The 16,111-nt window shown below is 70.8% G+C and carries 18 protein-coding genes; 5 read left to right on the forward strand and 13 right to left on the reverse strand.

Annotated elements, in window-relative coordinates:
• From ET989_RS14910 to ET989_RS07815, 4 genes are all read right to left on the reverse strand, one after another.
• Entirely contained in the window at positions 1-153 is a 153-nt protein-coding gene (locus tag ET989_RS14910; RefSeq protein WP_165490078.1) for a hypothetical protein, read from the reverse strand.
• Positions 153-638: a nucleotidyltransferase family protein gene (locus ET989_RS07805; protein WP_241656261.1), complete on the reverse strand. Its 486-nt coding sequence runs from the start codon at positions 636-638 to the stop codon at positions 153-155. The genes ET989_RS14910 and ET989_RS07805 overlap by 1 nt, the downstream gene beginning before the upstream one ends.
• Before the next feature lie 291 nt (positions 639-929).
• Entirely contained in the window at positions 930-1,307 is a 378-nt protein-coding gene (locus ET989_RS07810) for a PAS domain S-box protein (protein WP_131167973.1), read from the reverse strand.
• Positions 1,304-2,263: an AraC-like ligand-binding domain-containing protein gene (locus ET989_RS07815; RefSeq protein WP_131167974.1), complete on the reverse strand. Its 960-nt coding sequence runs from the start codon at positions 2,261-2,263 to the stop codon at positions 1,304-1,306. The genes ET989_RS07810 and ET989_RS07815 overlap by 4 nt, the downstream gene beginning before the upstream one ends.
• A gap of 53 nt (positions 2,264-2,316) precedes the next feature.
• Between ET989_RS07815 and ET989_RS07820 the strand changes: the two genes are divergently transcribed.
• The gene (locus tag ET989_RS07820; protein WP_131167975.1) at positions 2,317-2,862 is read left to right on the forward strand and encodes a hypothetical protein; all 546 of its coding nucleotides are present in this window, start codon (positions 2,317-2,319) and stop codon (positions 2,860-2,862) included.
• On the opposite strand, the gene ET989_RS15795 is transcribed toward ET989_RS07820, so the two are convergent.
• The 7 genes from ET989_RS15795 to ET989_RS07855 form a co-directional block, all read right to left on the reverse strand.
• A complete protein-coding gene (locus ET989_RS15795) occupies positions 2,831-3,508 on the reverse strand; it encodes an ATP-binding cassette domain-containing protein (RefSeq protein WP_131167976.1) in 678 nt (225 codons plus the stop codon). The genes ET989_RS07820 and ET989_RS15795 overlap by 32 nt on opposite strands.
• 24 nt (positions 3,509-3,532) lie before the next feature.
• Positions 3,533-4,462 (reverse strand): 3-oxoacyl-ACP synthase III family protein, encoded by a 930-nt coding sequence (locus tag ET989_RS07830; protein WP_131167977.1) that lies wholly within the window; start codon positions 4,460-4,462, stop codon positions 3,533-3,535.
• A 127-nt stretch (positions 4,463-4,589) separates the two neighbouring features.
• Positions 4,590-5,636, reverse strand: coding sequence for an endonuclease/exonuclease/phosphatase family protein (locus tag ET989_RS07835; RefSeq protein WP_131167978.1), 1,047 nt, complete (start codon positions 5,634-5,636; stop codon positions 4,590-4,592).
• Between the two features lie 96 nt (positions 5,637-5,732).
• A complete protein-coding gene (crcB, locus tag ET989_RS07840; protein WP_131167979.1) occupies positions 5,733-6,098 on the reverse strand; it encodes a fluoride efflux transporter CrcB in 366 nt (121 codons plus the stop codon).
• Entirely contained in the window at positions 6,095-6,451 is a 357-nt protein-coding gene (locus ET989_RS07845; RefSeq protein ID WP_206662269.1) for a fluoride efflux transporter FluC, read from the reverse strand. Before ET989_RS07845 ends, crcB begins: the two co-directional genes overlap by 4 nt.
• Positions 6,452-6,582: 131 nt before the next feature.
• Positions 6,583-8,283, reverse strand: a complete 1,701-nt coding sequence (locus ET989_RS07850; RefSeq protein ID WP_131167981.1) for an FAD-binding oxidoreductase — start codon at positions 8,281-8,283, stop codon at positions 6,583-6,585.
• Positions 8,280-9,065: an SDR family NAD(P)-dependent oxidoreductase gene (locus tag ET989_RS07855; protein WP_131167982.1), complete on the reverse strand. Its 786-nt coding sequence runs from the start codon at positions 9,063-9,065 to the stop codon at positions 8,280-8,282. Before ET989_RS07855 ends, ET989_RS07850 begins: the two co-directional genes overlap by 4 nt.
• Before the next feature lie 69 nt (positions 9,066-9,134).
• Between ET989_RS07855 and ET989_RS07860 the strand changes: the two genes are divergently transcribed.
• From ET989_RS07860 to ET989_RS07870, 3 genes are all read left to right on the forward strand, one after another.
• Positions 9,135-11,402, forward strand: coding sequence for an SDR family oxidoreductase (locus ET989_RS07860; protein ID WP_131167983.1), 2,268 nt, complete (start codon positions 9,135-9,137; stop codon positions 11,400-11,402).
• A 62-nt stretch (positions 11,403-11,464) separates the two neighbouring features.
• Positions 11,465-12,346 (forward strand): GTP-binding protein LepA, encoded by an 882-nt coding sequence (locus ET989_RS07865; RefSeq protein ID WP_241656262.1) that lies wholly within the window; start codon positions 11,465-11,467, stop codon positions 12,344-12,346.
• A 51-nt stretch (positions 12,347-12,397) separates the two neighbouring features.
• Positions 12,398-12,751 (forward strand): DUF6547 family protein, encoded by a 354-nt coding sequence (locus tag ET989_RS07870; RefSeq protein ID WP_131167984.1) that lies wholly within the window; start codon positions 12,398-12,400, stop codon positions 12,749-12,751.
• Here the strand turns inward: ET989_RS07870 and ET989_RS07875 are convergent.
• Together ET989_RS07875 and rarD are read right to left on the reverse strand one after the other, a co-directional pair.
• Positions 12,685-13,791 (reverse strand): YihY/virulence factor BrkB family protein, encoded by a 1,107-nt coding sequence (locus tag ET989_RS07875; RefSeq protein WP_131167985.1) that lies wholly within the window; start codon positions 13,789-13,791, stop codon positions 12,685-12,687. The genes ET989_RS07870 and ET989_RS07875 overlap by 67 nt on opposite strands.
• Positions 13,792-13,915: 124 nt before the next feature.
• Complete coding sequence (rarD, locus tag ET989_RS07880; RefSeq protein WP_165490086.1) at positions 13,916-14,836, reverse strand: EamA family transporter RarD; 921 nt, start codon at positions 14,834-14,836, stop codon at positions 13,916-13,918.
• Positions 14,837-14,894: 58 nt separating this feature from the next.
• Between rarD and ET989_RS07885 the strand changes: the two genes are divergently transcribed.
• Positions 14,895-15,992 carry a CaiB/BaiF CoA transferase family protein gene (locus ET989_RS07885; RefSeq protein WP_165490087.1) on the forward strand — a complete coding sequence of 366 codons (1,098 nt, stop codon included), beginning with the start codon at positions 14,895-14,897 and terminating at the stop codon, positions 15,990-15,992.
• Positions 15,993-16,111 lie beyond the last annotated feature (119 nt).

Below are 16,111 nucleotides of genomic sequence, written 5' to 3' on the forward strand. Positions count from 1 at the left end.
TCAGATGCCCAGGCGAACGATCTCCACCGCCAGATCGACCAAGGACCCAGCTCGCCGGGCCTCTGCTGCCAGGTTGGCCTCGGCCGACGCGAAGTACTCCTCAGCCTTGGTCAGGTACGCCCGGGCGTGATTGCGCTGCTCAAGGCTTGCCATCAAGCCACCTCGACGTCATGTTGCGGGAGTGCACCGGCCAGCACGATCCCGTCGGACAGGATGTCATTCACCACAGGTTCATCCTTGCTCCTCGCGTGGCCAAGGAACTCGGTCGGCGAGAAGACGAGCACGTCGCAGCGGTTGCCCATGCGGGTCTGCACAGCTTCCTGGACCTCGCCCCGTCGATCCCACTCCGCAGGGGCGATCACGGCCAAGTCGATGTCGCTGCCGGGGCTGGACTCACCGCGCGCGAGCGACCCGAACAGCACGACGGCGTGCACGTCGGTCCCCACCGTTTCCCGAATCACGGTGCGAAACGCAGCCAGGGGGGAGAGCAACGCCTCCAAAGGCCTCGCGGCGTAGTGCTCGTGGTTGAACGTGTGCAGGGTGGCGCGACCGACCGTCTCCCCGTGGACCAATCCGAGGTCGATCAATGCCGTGAGCGCCTGCTGGATCGACCACAAGCTGAAGTCGTTCTGGGCCATCCCATGAACCTGTCGCCCTGTGAGCGGTTGGCCTGTTCGCATCACAACGGCCAGTGCGGCACCACGCGCGCCGGGGATCAGGCCCCCAAACGCCTCATCAAATCGCATATGACCAGAATTCAGTCATGTGACTGGAATTCAAGTCATGGATCAGTCTGCGTCGAGGCATGGACCGAACTCATGCCTTGGCATGGGAGAGCAACCGAAATCCGGCCGATTCGGGGAAAAACTCATGCCGAGGGATGAGTTCGGTCCGGGGGCCGGGGCCGCGGCAGGGGGCCTGGCACCGCGTCAGTCCGCGTCGCGCTCCCACTCGCGCGCCACTGCGGCGGCGCCGATGGCCGCGCCCGAGGCGTCCGAGATGACGGCGAAGGTCATGGTGACGTAGATGTTCTCGCACGACTTGGTGCGGCGCGCCCGGCCGTCGGAGGCCAGGTGGCCCGACTCCATGGCCGCGAAGAAGCCGCGGTCGTGGGCGGCGCGCAGCCGTTCGGGGGTCATGATTTTCACGTCCTGGCCGATGACGTCCTCAGCACTCCAGCCGAACAGCTTCTCGGCGAACAGGTTCCAGGCGCGGATGATCCCGTCGGTGTCGATGGCGATGAGGGCGTCGTTGGCGTAGTCCCAGGCCGCGGCGCGGAACGCGGTGGCGTCGAAGTCGTCGGTCATGCCCCCATTGTGCGCCGTCCGGAGGGCGTCGTGCCGAACCGGGCCCGGAACGTCCGGGCGAAGTGCGCCGAGTCACGGAACCCGCAGGCGAACGCCACGTCAGTGATCGTGCGACCGTCGGACGCCCCCGGCGCCAATTCGGCCCACGCCCGGTCGAGGCGGCGGCCCAGCAGCCAGCGCCCGAAGCTCAACCCGCGGGCGGCGAACAGCTTGGTGAGATAGCTCGTCGAGATGCACAACCGCGCGGCCAGGGTGTGGGCCGTCAGGTCCGGGTCGCCCAGCGAGCGTTCGGCCTCGTCGATGGCCTGTTGGAGCAGCAGGGCGCGGGCGTCCAACACGGGCGCGGCGGCCCCGGCCAGCGCCATCGCAACCAACCCCAGCAGGTGGTCGGTGGCAGCGCGGGCCTGGCGGGGGGTCAGCTCGTCGGAGTGCTCGGCCAGCCCCCGCAGCAGCGCCGTCACCAGCGCCCCGGCACCCGCATCCGCCTTGATGCCGACCCCCACGCCCACGCCCGGGACGACCAACAGCGGGTCGAGCAACGGCTTGGGGATCACCAACGTCAACTGCGAGAACGTGGCCCCGAACTCCAGCCGGAACGGCTGGTCGCTGTCCACCACCACGAACGAGTCGCTCCCTGCCGAGGCGACCCGCCCGAACTGCTGGGCGCTGCCCGAGCCATGCACGGGGGCGTTGAGGAAGTAGAGGTCGCCGGGGTGGGCGGCGATGTGCGACGGCGTCCGCTCGACGACCTGGCGCTGCGAGTTCAGCCCCATCAGGTGCACGTCACCGATCCGGCGTCCGCCGACCTCGGACGCGAACCCCTCCTCATACGGGTCCTGGGGGGAGACGGTGACCGGGACGAACGCGTCCGCCACGATCTGCCCCCAGACGGCGAGCTGCAGCTCCGGGCGGTGCCCGGCCGTGCTCCAGGTCCGCTGGTCCCCCGTGTGCGGCATGCGCAGACTGTAGGCCGCGGCGCCCGGGTGGGACAGGGTGAAGCCTCACCCCGGTGACGGCTGTGACGGAACAGCACAGCGACTGTGTCGTCCCGGTCAAGCCGGACGCCGCGGGCTCGGCCACGCTGGTGCCCGGCGTCCGACAACCCTCACATCGGGACGCCCCGACCATGGAGGAAGCCATGCCGAAGACCATCCGACGATTCCTGGTGACCGGTGCCGCGACGCTCACCGCAGCCGTGCTGGCGGCGTCGCCGGCGTTCGCGCAGCACTGCTTCATCCCGATGTACAACCTGAACGGTCCGGCGTCCCCCAACTGGTGGACCATCACCGCCGAGGACGGCCTCGCGCTCGAGGGCATGCCCGGCGTGAAGTGCGAGGCCCAGCGCAAGGCCGGCTACGCGGCGCTGCGCGCGGCCAAGCTGCCGGTCGCGATCAAGGTCAAGGTCGACATGACCATTGCCGACCCGAAGGGTGAGGGCCGCATGGCCCCCAACGGCGCCAACGGCAAGGGCCTGGAGTACTTCGGTGCCGGTTCCGACCTGCCCGAGCGGATGCTCACGACCTTCAGCGCCGGGGCATCCTCGGTCCGCTGCTGACCACCACGGGAGGAGGACGGTGCCGCCCCTCGTTGCCCGCGACCGGCGCGTGGGCGACGATGGGGCGGTGACCAAGGTCCTGCTGATCGCCCTCGGCTCGCGGGGGGATGTCCAACCGCTGGCCGTGCTGGCTGGCGCGCTGGTCGCATCGGGGGTGGACGCGCGCGTCGTCGCCATCGACGAGTACGCGTCGCTGGTCGCCGGGCACGGGGCAGGGTTCGTCGGCATCCCGGGTCGCCTGACCGACACGCTGGCCCGCGGCCGCCTCGCCGAGGGCCTCGCCCGCCACCCGCTGGGTCAGCTCACGCTGCTGCGCCGCTGGATGAGGGTGCTGGCCGTCCCGCTCGCCGACGCCCTGCTGCCCCTGGTCGAACGCGGCGACACGGTGGTCGCGGGCGTCCTGGGCCGGGGCGTGGCCGCCACCCTCGCGGATGTCCATCCCGTCGACGACCAGGCTCCCCGCGCTGGCGCGATCCATCCCTCCCAGCAGGTTGAGCAGGGTGCTTTTGCCGGAGCCCGACGGGCCCAGGATGACCGTGAGCCGACGGCTCGCCAGGTCGAGGTCCACATCGCGCAGCGCGTGGACGACCGACTCCCCGGTGCCGTAGCTCTTGCCGAGGCCACGGATGCTGATGGTCGTGGGCATGTCCGGTCCGGGCGCTCCCGCGCGTCAGTTCTGGACGAGCAGTGCCCCGAAGTGGGTACCTGCCCCCGATCCGACCAGCAGCAGGCGTTCCCCGGGCTGGATCCGTGCGCGGTGCAGGGTCAACGGGATGCCGGCGGCGATCGTGTCGCCCAGGCCGCTGCTCAGCCCCGGCTCGAAGTCCTCCAGGAACTTCGGGAAGGCGCGGATCGCGCTCGCGAGCAGGCGGATGCCCTGCATGTCGAACTTGAAGTCGGTCAGGCGCTCGCTCGCCTCCTCGATCGGGATGCGTGTGCCGAAGCCCCGGATGCGTGCGTCCTCGACCCCGGAGGTGACCGTGATGAAGGAACTCCGCACGAGCCCCTGGCCCGGGCGTTGGGCGGGCCCGACGACGACGGCGGCCGCGGCGTCCCCGATCAGCAGGGCGCTCTCGGGCTGGGCGAAGTTGAGCCCCCGACTGCCGGCCTCGGTCGACACGATCAGGACGTGGCGGGCGGAACCGTGGGCGATCAGGAGGGCCGCCTCACGCAACGCGAAGAGGAAGGACAGGCACGTGCCGTGCACGCTGTACGCCGACTTGGTGGGCGCCATGCCGAGTTCGGCGGCCAGCAACGCCCCGCCGTCGGGGATCGCCTGCATGGGGGTGCCCGAGGCGTTCAGGACGCAGTCGATGTCGGCGATGGTGAGGCCGGCGTCTGCCAGTGCGGAACGGGCGGCCGCGACACCGAGGTCGAGGGGGTCCTCATCGGGACTGATCCAGTGCCGCGTGAGCACACCGGAGCGCTGTTCGGCTTCGTCCGCCGGCAGGCCGCACCGTGCAGCGACCTCGGCGGTCGTGACGACGCGGCGGGGCAGGGCTTCGCCGGTCCCCAGGATGGCCATGGGGAGCAGGGGCTGGTCGGGACGCGCGGGGGCGGCGTCGGCAGGGGTCGTGGAAGACAGGGTGGGGGTGGACATGACGGTCCTGGGGGGCAGGGATGGCGGGGGTGCCACCAGGGGGTGTCCGCGGGGGTGGGACGATGTGCAAAACCCTAACATCGGTCGGGTGTGCCCGGTCAACCTCGAATGACCGACCGTCGGGCGCTCAGGCCTGGCGCGCCGGCCGCCACCTGAACCTCACCTTCACCAGGCCGTGGTCGCCGGTGCCCTTGCGCTTGTGGTCGGCGCTGGTGGTGTCGTTGAGGTGGTCGTTGTAGATCACCAGGCCGTCGAACAGCCACAGCCGGCGGTGGGAGTTGTCGTAGAACTGCTCCGAGACCAGCACGTGGTCGAGCGACTCGCGCATGTCGTTGTGGACGTGGGTGTAGTAGACGTCGCGCGTGTCGCGGTACTCCTGCAGGGTCTGGCCCGAGTACAGGGCGATGTCGCCCCCACCGCGGGAGTCGCCGACCAAGTAGCGCGGCTGCTCGGTGAGGATGTTCAGCGTGTTGCTCAGCTGCCCGTCGTTGAGGTCGCCGAGCACGATGACGGGCGTGACCGTGCCCTTGGTGGCCTCGGTCAGCAGCACCCGCAGGGCCGCCGCCTCGGCCGTGCGCCGGATCGTCGACAGGGCCGCCCCGATCGCGGTGCGGTGGTTGCGGAATCGGTCGGGGTCGGCCTCGTACCAGGCCTCCTCGTGCACCTCGGCGGGCAACTTCGACTTCAGGTGTGCCACGTAGACGCGCGTCAGCGGCGGGGCCTCGCGCAGGGCCACCTCGAAGGTCAGTACCGGACGGGAGAACCCGCCCAGGGCGACCTTGATGTCGGGCGCCTGCGGGTCCTCGGGGCTGGTCGACTCCAGGTGCAGCCCGTCGGGGAACCGGGTGACCCACTCGGGTTGCCCCCGCAGCAGGCCCTTGCGGACGAGCGCCCCGCACACGATGCGGGTGCCGTCCGCGGGCGTGGCGAGCAGGTCGTAGGTCTCCTCCAGGCCGTTGCGGCGGAGGACCTCGGCGAGGGCGTCCGCGTGCCACAACTCCTGGACGCCCACGATGTCGGCGTCCAGTTCACGCAGCGTCAGGCCTAGCCAGGTGGATTTCCGGGCGAACTCCTCCTCCGTCCAGGGCTTGGAGAACCGGTGCATGCGGCGTCCGGGCAGTTGGAGGTTGAACAGGTTCGCGGTGGCGACGCTGAAGCGGGTGAGGTCGGGCATGGTGGGGGCTCCATCCTTCGGTGGGTCGAGCCTACGCCCGTCGGGAGGATTGGCGGTGTGGTGCTGGCGTCGCTCTGACTCTGATGCAGCTGTGCATCAGAGTGGGAGCGACGCCAACCACCAGCCGAGTGCACACGCTGCGACCGATCCGACCAACATGGCCGTGGCGAGGCCGACCGCAGGCCCGCGGCGTCCGTCGCGCCAGAGGTCGGCGGCCTCGACCGAGGCTGTCGAGAAGGTGGTGAACCCGCCCAACAACCCGGTGGCGAGGACCGTCACGAGTTCGGGCGACCACACCCGCGCACCGAAACCAGCCACGATGCCGATGGCGAACGACCCCGCGACGTTGACGGCCAAGGTCGCCCACGGCGACCGCCAGCCCGCGTGCTGCGCTCCGGTGTGGGCGAGGTGGCGCAGCACCGCACCCACACCGCCCGCCAGGGCGACCCACAGCCACGTCATGCCGACACCTCCGGCCGCGCGCGTCGGACGTCCGCCAGTGCGAAGCCGAGCAGGGCCGCGACTACGCCGAAGGCGGCTTGCCCCAACCCGAACGCCAGACCGAGCGCGGGCCCGCCGACGACCCCGAGGGAGGCCACCTCGACCGCGAAGGCCGAATACGTCGTGAAGCCGCCCAGGAATCCTGTCCCGATCAGCAGCCGAACCGACCGCGACGGAGCCGACCCCAGCAGAAGCCCCAGCATCAGCGAGCCGAGCACGTTCACGACGAGCACGGGCCACAGCGCGGGCAGGGCCACCCCGACCACGTATCGAACCAGCGAGCCGGCAGCGCCCCCGGCGAAGACCAAACCCACGGCGGCCAGACTCGAACCCGAGCCCCGACTATCCGTGTGCATTTCTAGGCAGCGTTTCGACGCCAGAAACCCCCGTGTGCATCACTGTGATGCGGTTTCCGCCCCATAGAAATGCACACGGGCCCGCCCCATCACAGCTGGTCATAGAGCGACAGCGACGCGTCGACAATCTTGCCGGGGTTGAGGTGGTTGCCCGGGTCGGTGGCGTTGAACAGCGTGCGCATCAGGTTCACGCCCTCGGTCGAGACGACCTGCTCCATCCACGGCGCGTGCTCCATGCCGACGCCGTGGTGGTGCGACAGCGTGCCGCCGTTGTCGACGAACGCCTGCTGGATCGCGGTCTTGACCGTCGCGTACTCCCGGTCGGGCTCCTCGCCGGCCTGGAAGGCGAACGTGAAGTACAGGCAGGCACCCACGTGGTAGCTGTGCGACAGGTGGCACATAATGAAGCCCTGCTTGCCCAGCTTGTCGAAGGCGTCCTGGGCGGCCACGTACACCGAATCGTGGATCGTGTTGATCCGCGACCACGGCGCCGCCGTCTCGGACACGTCGCCCATCACGTCCTGCTCGAGCAGGAAGTCGCGCAGGTAGGGGGTGTCGAACTTCTTCTGGTCGTACAGGGCGCCGGGGCCGGTGCCCAGAGTCAGTGCACCGTGCCGTTTGGCGATCAGCGCGACGTCGCGGCGTCGGCCGTCCACGTCACCCTTGGAGCCCTCGAAGCACACGTACGAGATGCACATCTGGTCGGTGTCCCAGCCGCGTCGGCGCATGAACGCCCACAGCTGTTCCTGCGCCTTGGCCTCGACCTTCTTCTTCAGGGTCACGGCCTCCTTCTGCGTTGACAGCGAGAAGGCGGTCTCGTGGGCGTCCGAGATGCGCACGAAGGTGGTCGGAACCTCGGCCTCGGCGATCGAGTGGATCGCGTCGACGGCGTCGGACCACGTGGGGTACATGTACGCGACGACGACGCGTTCCTCGGCGAGCCGGTGCACGCGCACCCACACGTCGGTGATGACGCCCAGGCGTCCCTCGGAGCCGATGAACATCTCGCGCAGCGAGGGGCCGGTCGACTCCGACGGCACCGGCTTGAGCGTGACCGTGCCCGAGGGCCGCACCACCGTCATGCCGCGGATGATGTCGGCGATGTCGCCGTACTTGTCCGACTGCATGCCCGAAGAACGCGTCGCCGCCCAGCCGCCGAGGGTCGAGTGGGTGAACGAGTCGGGGAAATGGCCCAGCGTCCAGCCGCGGGCGTTCAGCGCCTCCTCCAGGTCGGGGCCGAGCATGCCGGCGCCGATCCGGGCGAGGCCCGACTCGGTGTCGAGTTCGTGCACGCCCACCAGCAGCCCCATGTCCAGCGACACGATCGGGCGGGCCTCGGTGGGGTCGAGCTGCAGCGAGCGGGAGATGTTCGTGCCGCCGCCGAACGGGACGACCACGGCGTCCGCCTCGACGCACGCGCGCAGCACAGCCGCGACCTCGTCGTCGGTCTCGGGGTAGACGACGACTTCCGGCAGGCGCCCGTAGTCGAATCGCGACACGTGCAGCAGTTCGGTGACCGACGAGCCGTGCCCGTGGACGACCCGCTCGTGGGCGTCCGTCGTCACGCGGTCGGACGCCGTGGCAGCGACCAGGGCGTCGCGCAGGGCGTCCGGCAGGGGGGAGTCGGGGACGGTGGAGGCGTCGAACGGGATCGTGTCGACCTGGCGCGGGCGCAGGTCGATGCCGAGGTGCTTCTTGACGAACGGCGCGAACGCGGGCTTGTTGGCGTAGTTGAAGAAGACGCCCTCCTCGCCCCATCCCCACCACTTCATGTGCTTGACCTGCTTCACGACACCGCTCCTTCGCTGGGGGTCTTGGTCTTGCCCTTGATGCGGCGCGAGACCTCGCGCACCGCGGCGTTCGGCAGCAGTTGCAGTACCGCTGCCGCCACCTTGTACCGCTTGCTGGGGATCGAGATCACGTGCCCGGCCCGTGCGTCGGCCAGGGCCACCTCGGTGACGCGGTCGGCGTCCAGCCAGAGGAAGCCCGGGACACCCTTGCGCCCCGAACCGCCGCGCGAATGGAACTCGGTGCGCGTCCAGCCGGGCAGGACGGCGGTCACGTTCACGCCCGTCCCTGTCAGTTCGAGCGCCAGCACCTCGGTCAGCGCCAGCGCGTACGCCTTGAGCGCCGAGTAGGAGTCCTGCCGGGTGAGCGCCGAGACGCTCACCACGTTGATGATCCAGCCCTCGCCGCGCTCCCGCATCGCCGGCGCCACGGCTGAGGCCAGCACGCGCGGCGCCCGGCCCATCACCTCGTACGCGGCGTCGGCGAGCGCGTCGTCGCCGCCGACCAGCGGCGTCTTGAGCGAGAAGCCCGCGTTGTTGACCAGGGTGTCGATGTCTCCCGCCCCCAGCCGCTTGGCAACCCGGGCCTGGTCGTCGCGCTCGGCCAGGTCGGCCACCAGCGTCTCGACGGGGACGCCGTGGGCGCCACGTAGCTCGTCCGCCACGGCGTCCAGGCGCGCGCGGTCGCGGGCCACCAGCACGAGGGAAGCGCCGTCACGCGCCAGGGCCCGGGCGAAGGACAACCCGATCCCGGACGTGCCACCGGTGATGAGCGCGAACCGCATGGAACGGCACGCTACATTACGCTGCGCCGCAGGAGGGCGACCCCCATCGCCTCCGGAAGGAGTCTTGAGGTGTCGACCGAACCCGTACGGGTCCTGCTCACCGGAGTGACCGGCTTCCTCGGGCAGGCCGTGCTCGAACGGCTCCTCGCAGACACGGACGCCCACGTCACCGCCGTCATCCGTCCCAAGGGCAGCCAGGCCGCCCGCGACCGCCTCGACCGGCTGCTGCGCAAGCCCGTCTTCAAGACGTGGCGGGACGCCGTGGGCGACGCCGAGGCGAAGCGTATCTGGGCCGAGCGGACGGGCGTCCTGGAGGCGGACCTCGCCACCCTGGAGCGGATCGACGCGCCCGTCGACGTCGTCATCCACTCCGCCTCGACGGTGAGCTTCGACGCGCCGATCGACGAGTCCTTCGCCAACAACGTCGGCGGCCCGCGCGCGCTCTACGCCGCGCTCGAGGCGTCCGGGCTCGACCCGCACGTCATCCACGTGTCCACCTGCTACGTGGGCGGCATCGCCAAGGGGCTGCGGCCCGAGGCGTCCGTCGACCACGACATCGACTGGCGCGCCGAGATCGCGGCCGCCGAGGTCGCCCGGGTCGAGGCCGAGGCGGCCTCCCGGACGCCGGAGCGCCTGCAGGAGTTCATCGACGCCGCCACCCGGGGCCACGGCAAGGAGGGGCCCAAGTCGGTGGCCCGGGCGTCCGAGGCGGCGCGGCTGGAGTGGGTGAACACCCGCCTGGTCGAGCTCGGGCGCACCCGCGCCCGCTCGGTCGGCTGGACGGACGTCTACACGTTCTCCAAGGCGCTGGGGGAGCGGGTCGCCGAGGAGGAGTGGGCCGGCAGGGGCCGACGCCTGTCGATCGTGCGCCCGGCGATCATCGAGTCGTCCCTGCGCCACCCGTTCCCGGGCTGGATCGACGGCTTCAAGGTCGCCGACCCGCTGATCATGGCCTACGCCAAGGGCGCGCTGCCCGAGTTCCCGGGCCTGCCCGACTCGGTGCTGGACGTGATCCCGGTCGACTACGTCGTGAACGTGATCCTGGCGCTGGCCACCCTCGGCCACCAGGGGTCGGCCTCGCGGGTGACCGAGCCTGTCGAAACCCCATCGACGAGCGCGGGGATCCGGGCCGACTACTACCAGGTGTGCTCCGGCGCCTCGAACCCGCTGCCGTTCCACCGCATGTACGCCGAGGTGCGCCAGTACTTCCTCGCCCACCCGCTCGAGGACGACCGGGGCCGTCCCATCGTGGTGCCGACATGGAGGTTCCCGGCCAACAACGCCGCCGAGCGCTCGCTGCGGCTCAAGGAGCGCCTGTCGGCGCTGGGCTCGCGCATCGGCGAGGCGCTGCCCTCGACGGTGCGGACGCGGCAGTGGGCGTCCTCGCTGTCGAAGATGGAGCGCGGGCTGGGCTCGCTGCGCACCTACGTCGACCTGTACCAGAGCTACACCCGCACCGAGATGCTGTTCGACGACCAGCAGACCCGCGCACTGGGGGCCAAGCTGCCCGAGGGGACGCCGGCCGACCGGACGTTCGACGTGCGCGACATCGACTGGAGCCACTACTGGCAGGAGGTGCACCTGCCCGCGATGACGTCGCTGGCCAAGGTGCACGCCCGGGCGTCCTCGGCGCGCAAGGCGACCCGCTCGCAGGCTCGCCGGCTCGAATCGGGCACCGACGTGCTCGCGGTGTTCGACCTCGAGGGCACGCTGCTGCCGAGCTCGCTGGTCACCCAGTACCTGTCGGTGATGGGCCTGCTGCACTCGCCGGCCGAGCTGCCTGGCGAGCTGGCCGACCTGGTCCGCAACGTGGGGGTCTACCTCCAGGCCGAGCGCCGCGACCGCGGCGAGTTCGTGCGCGCCTTCTCGCGCCGCTACGCCGGCACGCGCGTGGCGGACATCGAGCGCGTCGTGGGCGGCGCCTGGGGCCAGAACGTCGTGCGCAAGCTCAAGCCCGGTGCGCTGGCCCGCATCGAGGAGCACCGCGCAGCCGGCCACCGCACCGTGCTGGTCACCGGGGGGCTCGACTTGTTCGCGGCCCCGCTGGTGCCCCTGTTCGACGACGTGGTCGCCTCCTCGATGGAGGTCCGGGACGGCGTGATGACGGGCTACCTGTCCACCCCGCCGCTCGTCGACGAGGCGCGCGCCCAGTGGCTGAAGGCGTACGCGGCCGCGGGCGGGTACGACCTGTCCCGCTCGCACGGGTACGGCGACTCCATCGCGGACGCCTCGTGGCTGTCCCTGCTGGGGCGGCCCGTGGCGGTCAACCCCGACCTGCCGCTGTACCGGGTGGCGTCCCGGCAGTACTGGCCGATCGAGGACTGGAAGCACGCCTGATCGATCGCCCACGCCCCAGAGCGATCGTTCGGTTTGGGACTCTCGACGGCTAGGCTGGCCGGGTGGCTCGCTCGTCCCGCATCACCGACGCCCTGCTGCTCTCTCACGTCAACAAGATGGGCGAGGAGCACCCACCCGTTCCGTGGGACTCGGTCGACTTCACCGTCGGTGACCCCACCGCGATGCGGACGCGGTTCGCGGGCGTCCTCGACTACCTGGCCCGCGTCGAGCTCGAGGTCGAGCGCAATGTGCTCGAGTTGCTCACGATCATGCCGAACCCCTCCGAGGCCGACCGCGTCTTCTACGCCGACGTCTGGTACGGCCAGGAGATCCAGCACGGGCTGATCCTCGACGAGCTGAAACGGCGCATCGGGCTCCCCGAGTCCGAGCCGCTGCTGCAGGTCGGGTTCGCCGTGAAGGCGCTCGGCGCGATGGCGCACTTCGAGCAGATCCAGGACGTGGCGCGCACCATCTACTACTTCACCGGCGCCTCGACCGAGCGGCAGGCCGTGCTGGCCTACAACGCGTTCGCCTCCGAGCTGGACGCGATGGGCGAGAAGGCCGTGCGCGAGACGATCATCAACCCGATCAAGCGCCAGGAGCCCGGTCACTTCGCCTTCTACCGGATGAGCGCCGAGAAGGTCACCACCGACGGCACGCTCAAGCCGTGGCAGATGTGGCTGGCCCGCAAGCTGCGCACGTTCTCCTACGAGCTCGTCGGCACCCACAACGACCCGCGCTACCAGGCGCAGATGGGCGAGGTCATCACCAAGCTCGGTTTCGAGCGCGAGCTGGAGGTCTTCGCCAAGGAGATCGGACGCCTCGAGGCCAACCTGCTCTGGGCCCAGCGCAACGGCCTGGACTTCCCGCCCTACGTGCTGCGCGCCCTGCGCGAGGCCGTCGACGTCTACCGCGAGCGCGGCGACTTCACCCCCACGCTCTGATCGGGCGCGGGGCCGACGCCCACCTGGGGGCGGAGAGGGCATGATGGAGCCATGACCGAGCACGACCCCCGGTGGATGTACCGGCAGATGATCGACGCCATGGTGGTGTGCTGCTCCGGCCCGGGCCAGGTGTCCGCCGAGCGCATCCGCATCGGTGTCTGGAACGAGAACGCCGCGGCCGACGACGTGCGGCAGACGGCACTGAACCGGCTGGTGACCAGCCTGGACGCCGACCAGCGGGAGGCTCTCGCGGTGGTGATGGCCGAGGAGTTCGCTTCCGGCATATTCAATGCTCTGGAGGTGCTGCAGGCCGCCCAGCTCACCCCGTTCGAGGTGGGTTACGAGGGTGACCCGTCCGATGATTTCCTCGGACGTCTCGACGGCTGGGAGTGGCCGGTCGCCTGACCGCGCAGCTCGCCGGCGCGCTCCGCGAGCCAGTCCTCCTCGGCGGTGCGGGCCTGGATCATCCGGGTGTTCCGGGGCTGCACGAGCAGCTCCCGTTCGGCTGGGAAGCCGCCCGCCAGCAGGCGGGCCCGCTCGATCTCGGCGTTGAGCACGACCCCGATCAGCAGGGCGATGTTCATGATCCACAGACCCAGCAGCAGGATGATGAACGACCCGACGATGCCGTAGCTGGCCGGGAGGCGTCCGAACTCGGCGACCCAAGCGGAGAAGCCGACGATGGCCAGCACGGTGGCCCCCATCGCGAACAGCGCCCCGGGGATCGACCAGCGCAGCTTCGCCTGGCGGACGTTGGGCGTGGCCCGGTAGAGCGCGAGCACCGCGACGAGCGAGGCGATGGCCAGCACGACCCAGCGGTTGCCGCGCAGCGCCCGCAGCGGCCCGTCGTCGAGGCCGAGGTAGTCCAGCACGACCTCCCAGATGCCTGCCGACAGCAGCACCACCAGCAGGACGAACGCCCCGAACACCAGCATCAGCAGGGTGACGAGCAGGTTGTAGGGGATGATCTGCCAGATCGGGCGCCCCTCGACCACGCCGTGGATGCGGTTGGCCGAGCGCCCGAACGCCGCCACGTAGCCGGACGCCGCCCACAGGGCGCCGATGAGCGCGATGCCGAGCACCCAGTCGGCCCCCGCGGCCCTGGCCAGCTGGCGCAGCGGGTCGGCAACCAGGTCGACGACGGCGTCGGGGGCGATCGAGGCGAGGAACTCGATCATCCACTCGACGGCGGCGGTGCCCTGGCCCAGCAGCGTCAGCCCGGCCAGGATCGCCAGCAGCCCCGGGAACAGCGACTGCACCGACATGTAGGCGAGGTTGCCCGCGTTGTCGAGGATGTGGCGGTACCAGAACTCCGACCACGTGCGGCGCAGGACGTAGCGCCACGACCGGGCCGGGATCTGCCACGGCCACGCGGGTTTGGCGGGGTCGTTGGGTTCGGGCGCGGTGAGCGCCTTGTGGACTGTGGATTCCTCCTCGGCGTCCATCCTCACCTCCCCGCGACCGTGGCGCACGGCGTCCGCCCTGCGTCGTGTTCCCCATCATGCGGAAAGTTCCCCCGTGGTGGGGCAGAAACCGTGTCGTCGGCGTCCGTGTCGCGTGGGGCCGGGGTCACTGGTGGGCCCGCGCTCGGGCGAACACCGAGCGCAGGTAGACCACCGAGCCGGCCCAGACCAGCGCCAGCCCGGCCCAGTAGGACGGCGTCACGTGCTGCCCGAAAACCGTGATGCCCAGGATGAACTGGATCGTCGGCCCCAGGTACTGCAGGATGCCGACCACGCCGTAGGGCAGGCGGCGCGCGGCGACCGCGAACAGCCACAGGGGGATCGCGGTGAGAACGCCGCCCAGCACCAGCAGCCCCGCCTGGGCGGGGGAGTCGGAGAAGTGATTGCCGCCGGTCGAGGCGAGCCAGGCCCAGTAGGCCAGCGCCGCCGGCAGAAGGACCGCCGACTCCAGGAACAGCCCGCCCAGCGCGGGCGCGGTGGCCCGCTTCTTCACCGCGCCGTAGAGACCGAACGAGAACGCCAACACCAGCGAGACCCACAGGCCCGCCCAGTTCTCCCAGGCGATGATGCCCACGCCGGCCGCCGCGAGGAGGGTGCCGAGGCGTCCGCCGCGGGTCATGCGCTCGCCGAACAGCACCACGCCGAGGACGATGTTGACCAACGGGTTGATGAAGTAGCCCAGGCTCGCCTCGACGACGTGGTTGGTGTTGACCGCCCAGATGTAGGTGAGCCAGTTGACGCCGATGAGGACGGCGGCGGCGAGCACCCACGGCAGTCGCTCCCGGGTCAGCGCCTGGCGCAGCCACCCCCACGACTGGCGCAGCAGCAGCATCGTCACCGTGACCGCCACCAGCGACCAGATGATGCGGTGGGCGAGAATCTCCAGCGGCTCGGCCGGCTTGAGCAGCGGGAACAGGAGCGGGAAGAAGCCCCAGATCACGTACGCGCCGACGCCGGCAGCCAGCCCGCGCGACCGCTCCGCGAGGTCGGACGCCGTGGGCGTGGGCGGGGTCGGGGGCGTGGGCACCCGAGCACTGTACGCGCCGCCTCGCGCGCCCTTGGAGCCGTCTGCTGGGATGGACCCCATGACGACGGGGGCATTGGCAGGTTTGACGGTCATCGAGCTCGGCACGATCGGCCCGGGGCCGTTCGCGGCCATGATGTTCGCCGACCACGGGGCGACGGTGATCCACGTGGAGCGTCCCGGGGGAGTGCCCGCGGTGGGCCCGATCGGCAATCGTCGCACGGACATCATCCACCGCAACCGCCGCACCCTCGAGCTGGACCTCAAGACCCCCGAGGGCCGCGACGCCGTGCTGGACCTCGTCCGGACGGCCGACGTGCTCATCGAGGGCAACCGGCCCGGAGTCGCCGAGCGGCTCGGCGTCGGCCCCGACGTCTGCCTGGAGCTCAACCCGCGGCTGGTCTACGGGCGCGTGACGGGCTGGGGGCAGTACGGTCCCAAGGCCACCCAGGCCGGCCACGACCTGAACTACATGGCGGCGTCCGGCACGCTGTCGACGCTGGGGCGCGCCGGCCAGCCGCCGACGGTGCCGCTGGCCTACATCGGCGACCTCGGTGGCGGCTCGATGATGCTGTGCTTCGGCATCCTCGCCGCGCTGTACGAGCGCAACTCCTCCGGGCGGGGGCAGGTGGTGGACGCTGCCATCCTGGACGGAGCGACGCTGCTGGCCACGGCGTTCCACGGGTTCGCCCAGCTGGGCATGTGGGACGAGACGCGGCGGGGCGTGAACCTCGTCGACTCCGGCGCCCCGTTCTATGACTGCTACGAGACCGCCGACGGCGAGTGGATGGCCGTGGGGTCGCTGGAGCCCAAGTTCTTCGCCCAGCTGCTGGAACTGCTCGAGCTCGACGCGGACGCCCTGCCCGACCAGCACGACCGCGACGGCTGGCCCGCGCTGCGGGAGGCGATCGGCGGCGCCATCAGGCGCCGCACGCGTGCCGAGTGGACGGAGCGCGTGAAGGGCAGCGACGCCTGCCTGGAGCCTGTGCTGCGCATGAGCGAGGTGCGACACGACCCGCACAACGCGGCCCGCGCGACGATGGTGGAGGTCGATGGGCTGTGGCAGCCCGCGCCGGCGCCCAAGCTGTCCCGGACGCCGGCAGGCCCGATCCAGCCCGGCAACGCCACCGTCGACCACGCCGGCGGCGTGACCGCCTGACCCGACACCGGCGGGGCCCAGCCAGCCACCCGGTGTGCACTTCGAGGCGGCGATCCCATCGCTGGAGCGATGGGCTCGCCGCCTCGAACCGCACACCCACCCGGGTGTCAGTCCTCAGG

The sequence above is a fragment of the Propioniciclava sinopodophylli genome (assembly GCF_004324755.1).
Lineage (GTDB): Bacteria > Actinomycetota > Actinomycetes > Propionibacteriales > Propionibacteriaceae > Propioniciclava > Propioniciclava sinopodophylli.

Excerpts from the sequence above, each read along its gene's own strand:
- ET989_RS14910 (WP_165490078.1), bottom strand. The coding sequence starts at position 153 with ATGGCAAGCCTTGAGCAGCGCAATCACGCCCGGGCGTACCTGACCAAG.
- ET989_RS07805 (WP_241656261.1), bottom strand. The coding sequence starts at position 638 with ATGGCCCAGAACGACTTCAGCTTGTGGTCGATCCAGCAGGCGCTCACG.
- ET989_RS07810 (WP_131167973.1), bottom strand. The coding sequence starts at position 1,307 with ATGACCGACGACTTCGACGCCACCGCGTTCCGCGCCGCGGCCTGGGAC.
- ET989_RS07815 (WP_131167974.1), bottom strand. The coding sequence starts at position 2,263 with ATGCCGCACACGGGGGACCAGCGGACCTGGAGCACGGCCGGGCACCGC.
- ET989_RS15795 (WP_131167976.1), bottom strand. The coding sequence starts at position 3,508 with ATGCCCACGACCATCAGCATCCGTGGCCTCGGCAAGAGCTACGGCACC.
- ET989_RS07830 (WP_131167977.1), bottom strand. The coding sequence starts at position 4,462 with ATGTCCACCCCCACCCTGTCTTCCACGACCCCTGCCGACGCCGCCCCC.
- ET989_RS07835 (WP_131167978.1), bottom strand. The coding sequence starts at position 5,636 with ATGCCCGACCTCACCCGCTTCAGCGTCGCCACCGCGAACCTGTTCAAC.
- crcB (WP_131167979.1), bottom strand. The coding sequence starts at position 6,098 with ATGACGTGGCTGTGGGTCGCCCTGGCGGGCGGTGTGGGTGCGGTGCTG.
- ET989_RS07855 (WP_131167982.1), bottom strand. The coding sequence starts at position 9,065 with ATGCGGTTCGCGCTCATCACCGGTGGCACGTCCGGGATCGGGTTGTCC.
- ET989_RS07870 (WP_131167984.1), top strand. The coding sequence starts at position 12,398 with ATGACCGAGCACGACCCCCGGTGGATGTACCGGCAGATGATCGACGCC.
- ET989_RS07875 (WP_131167985.1), bottom strand. The coding sequence starts at position 13,791 with ATGGACGCCGAGGAGGAATCCACAGTCCACAAGGCGCTCACCGCGCCC.
- ET989_RS07885 (WP_165490087.1), top strand. The coding sequence starts at position 14,895 with ATGACGACGGGGGCATTGGCAGGTTTGACGGTCATCGAGCTCGGCACG.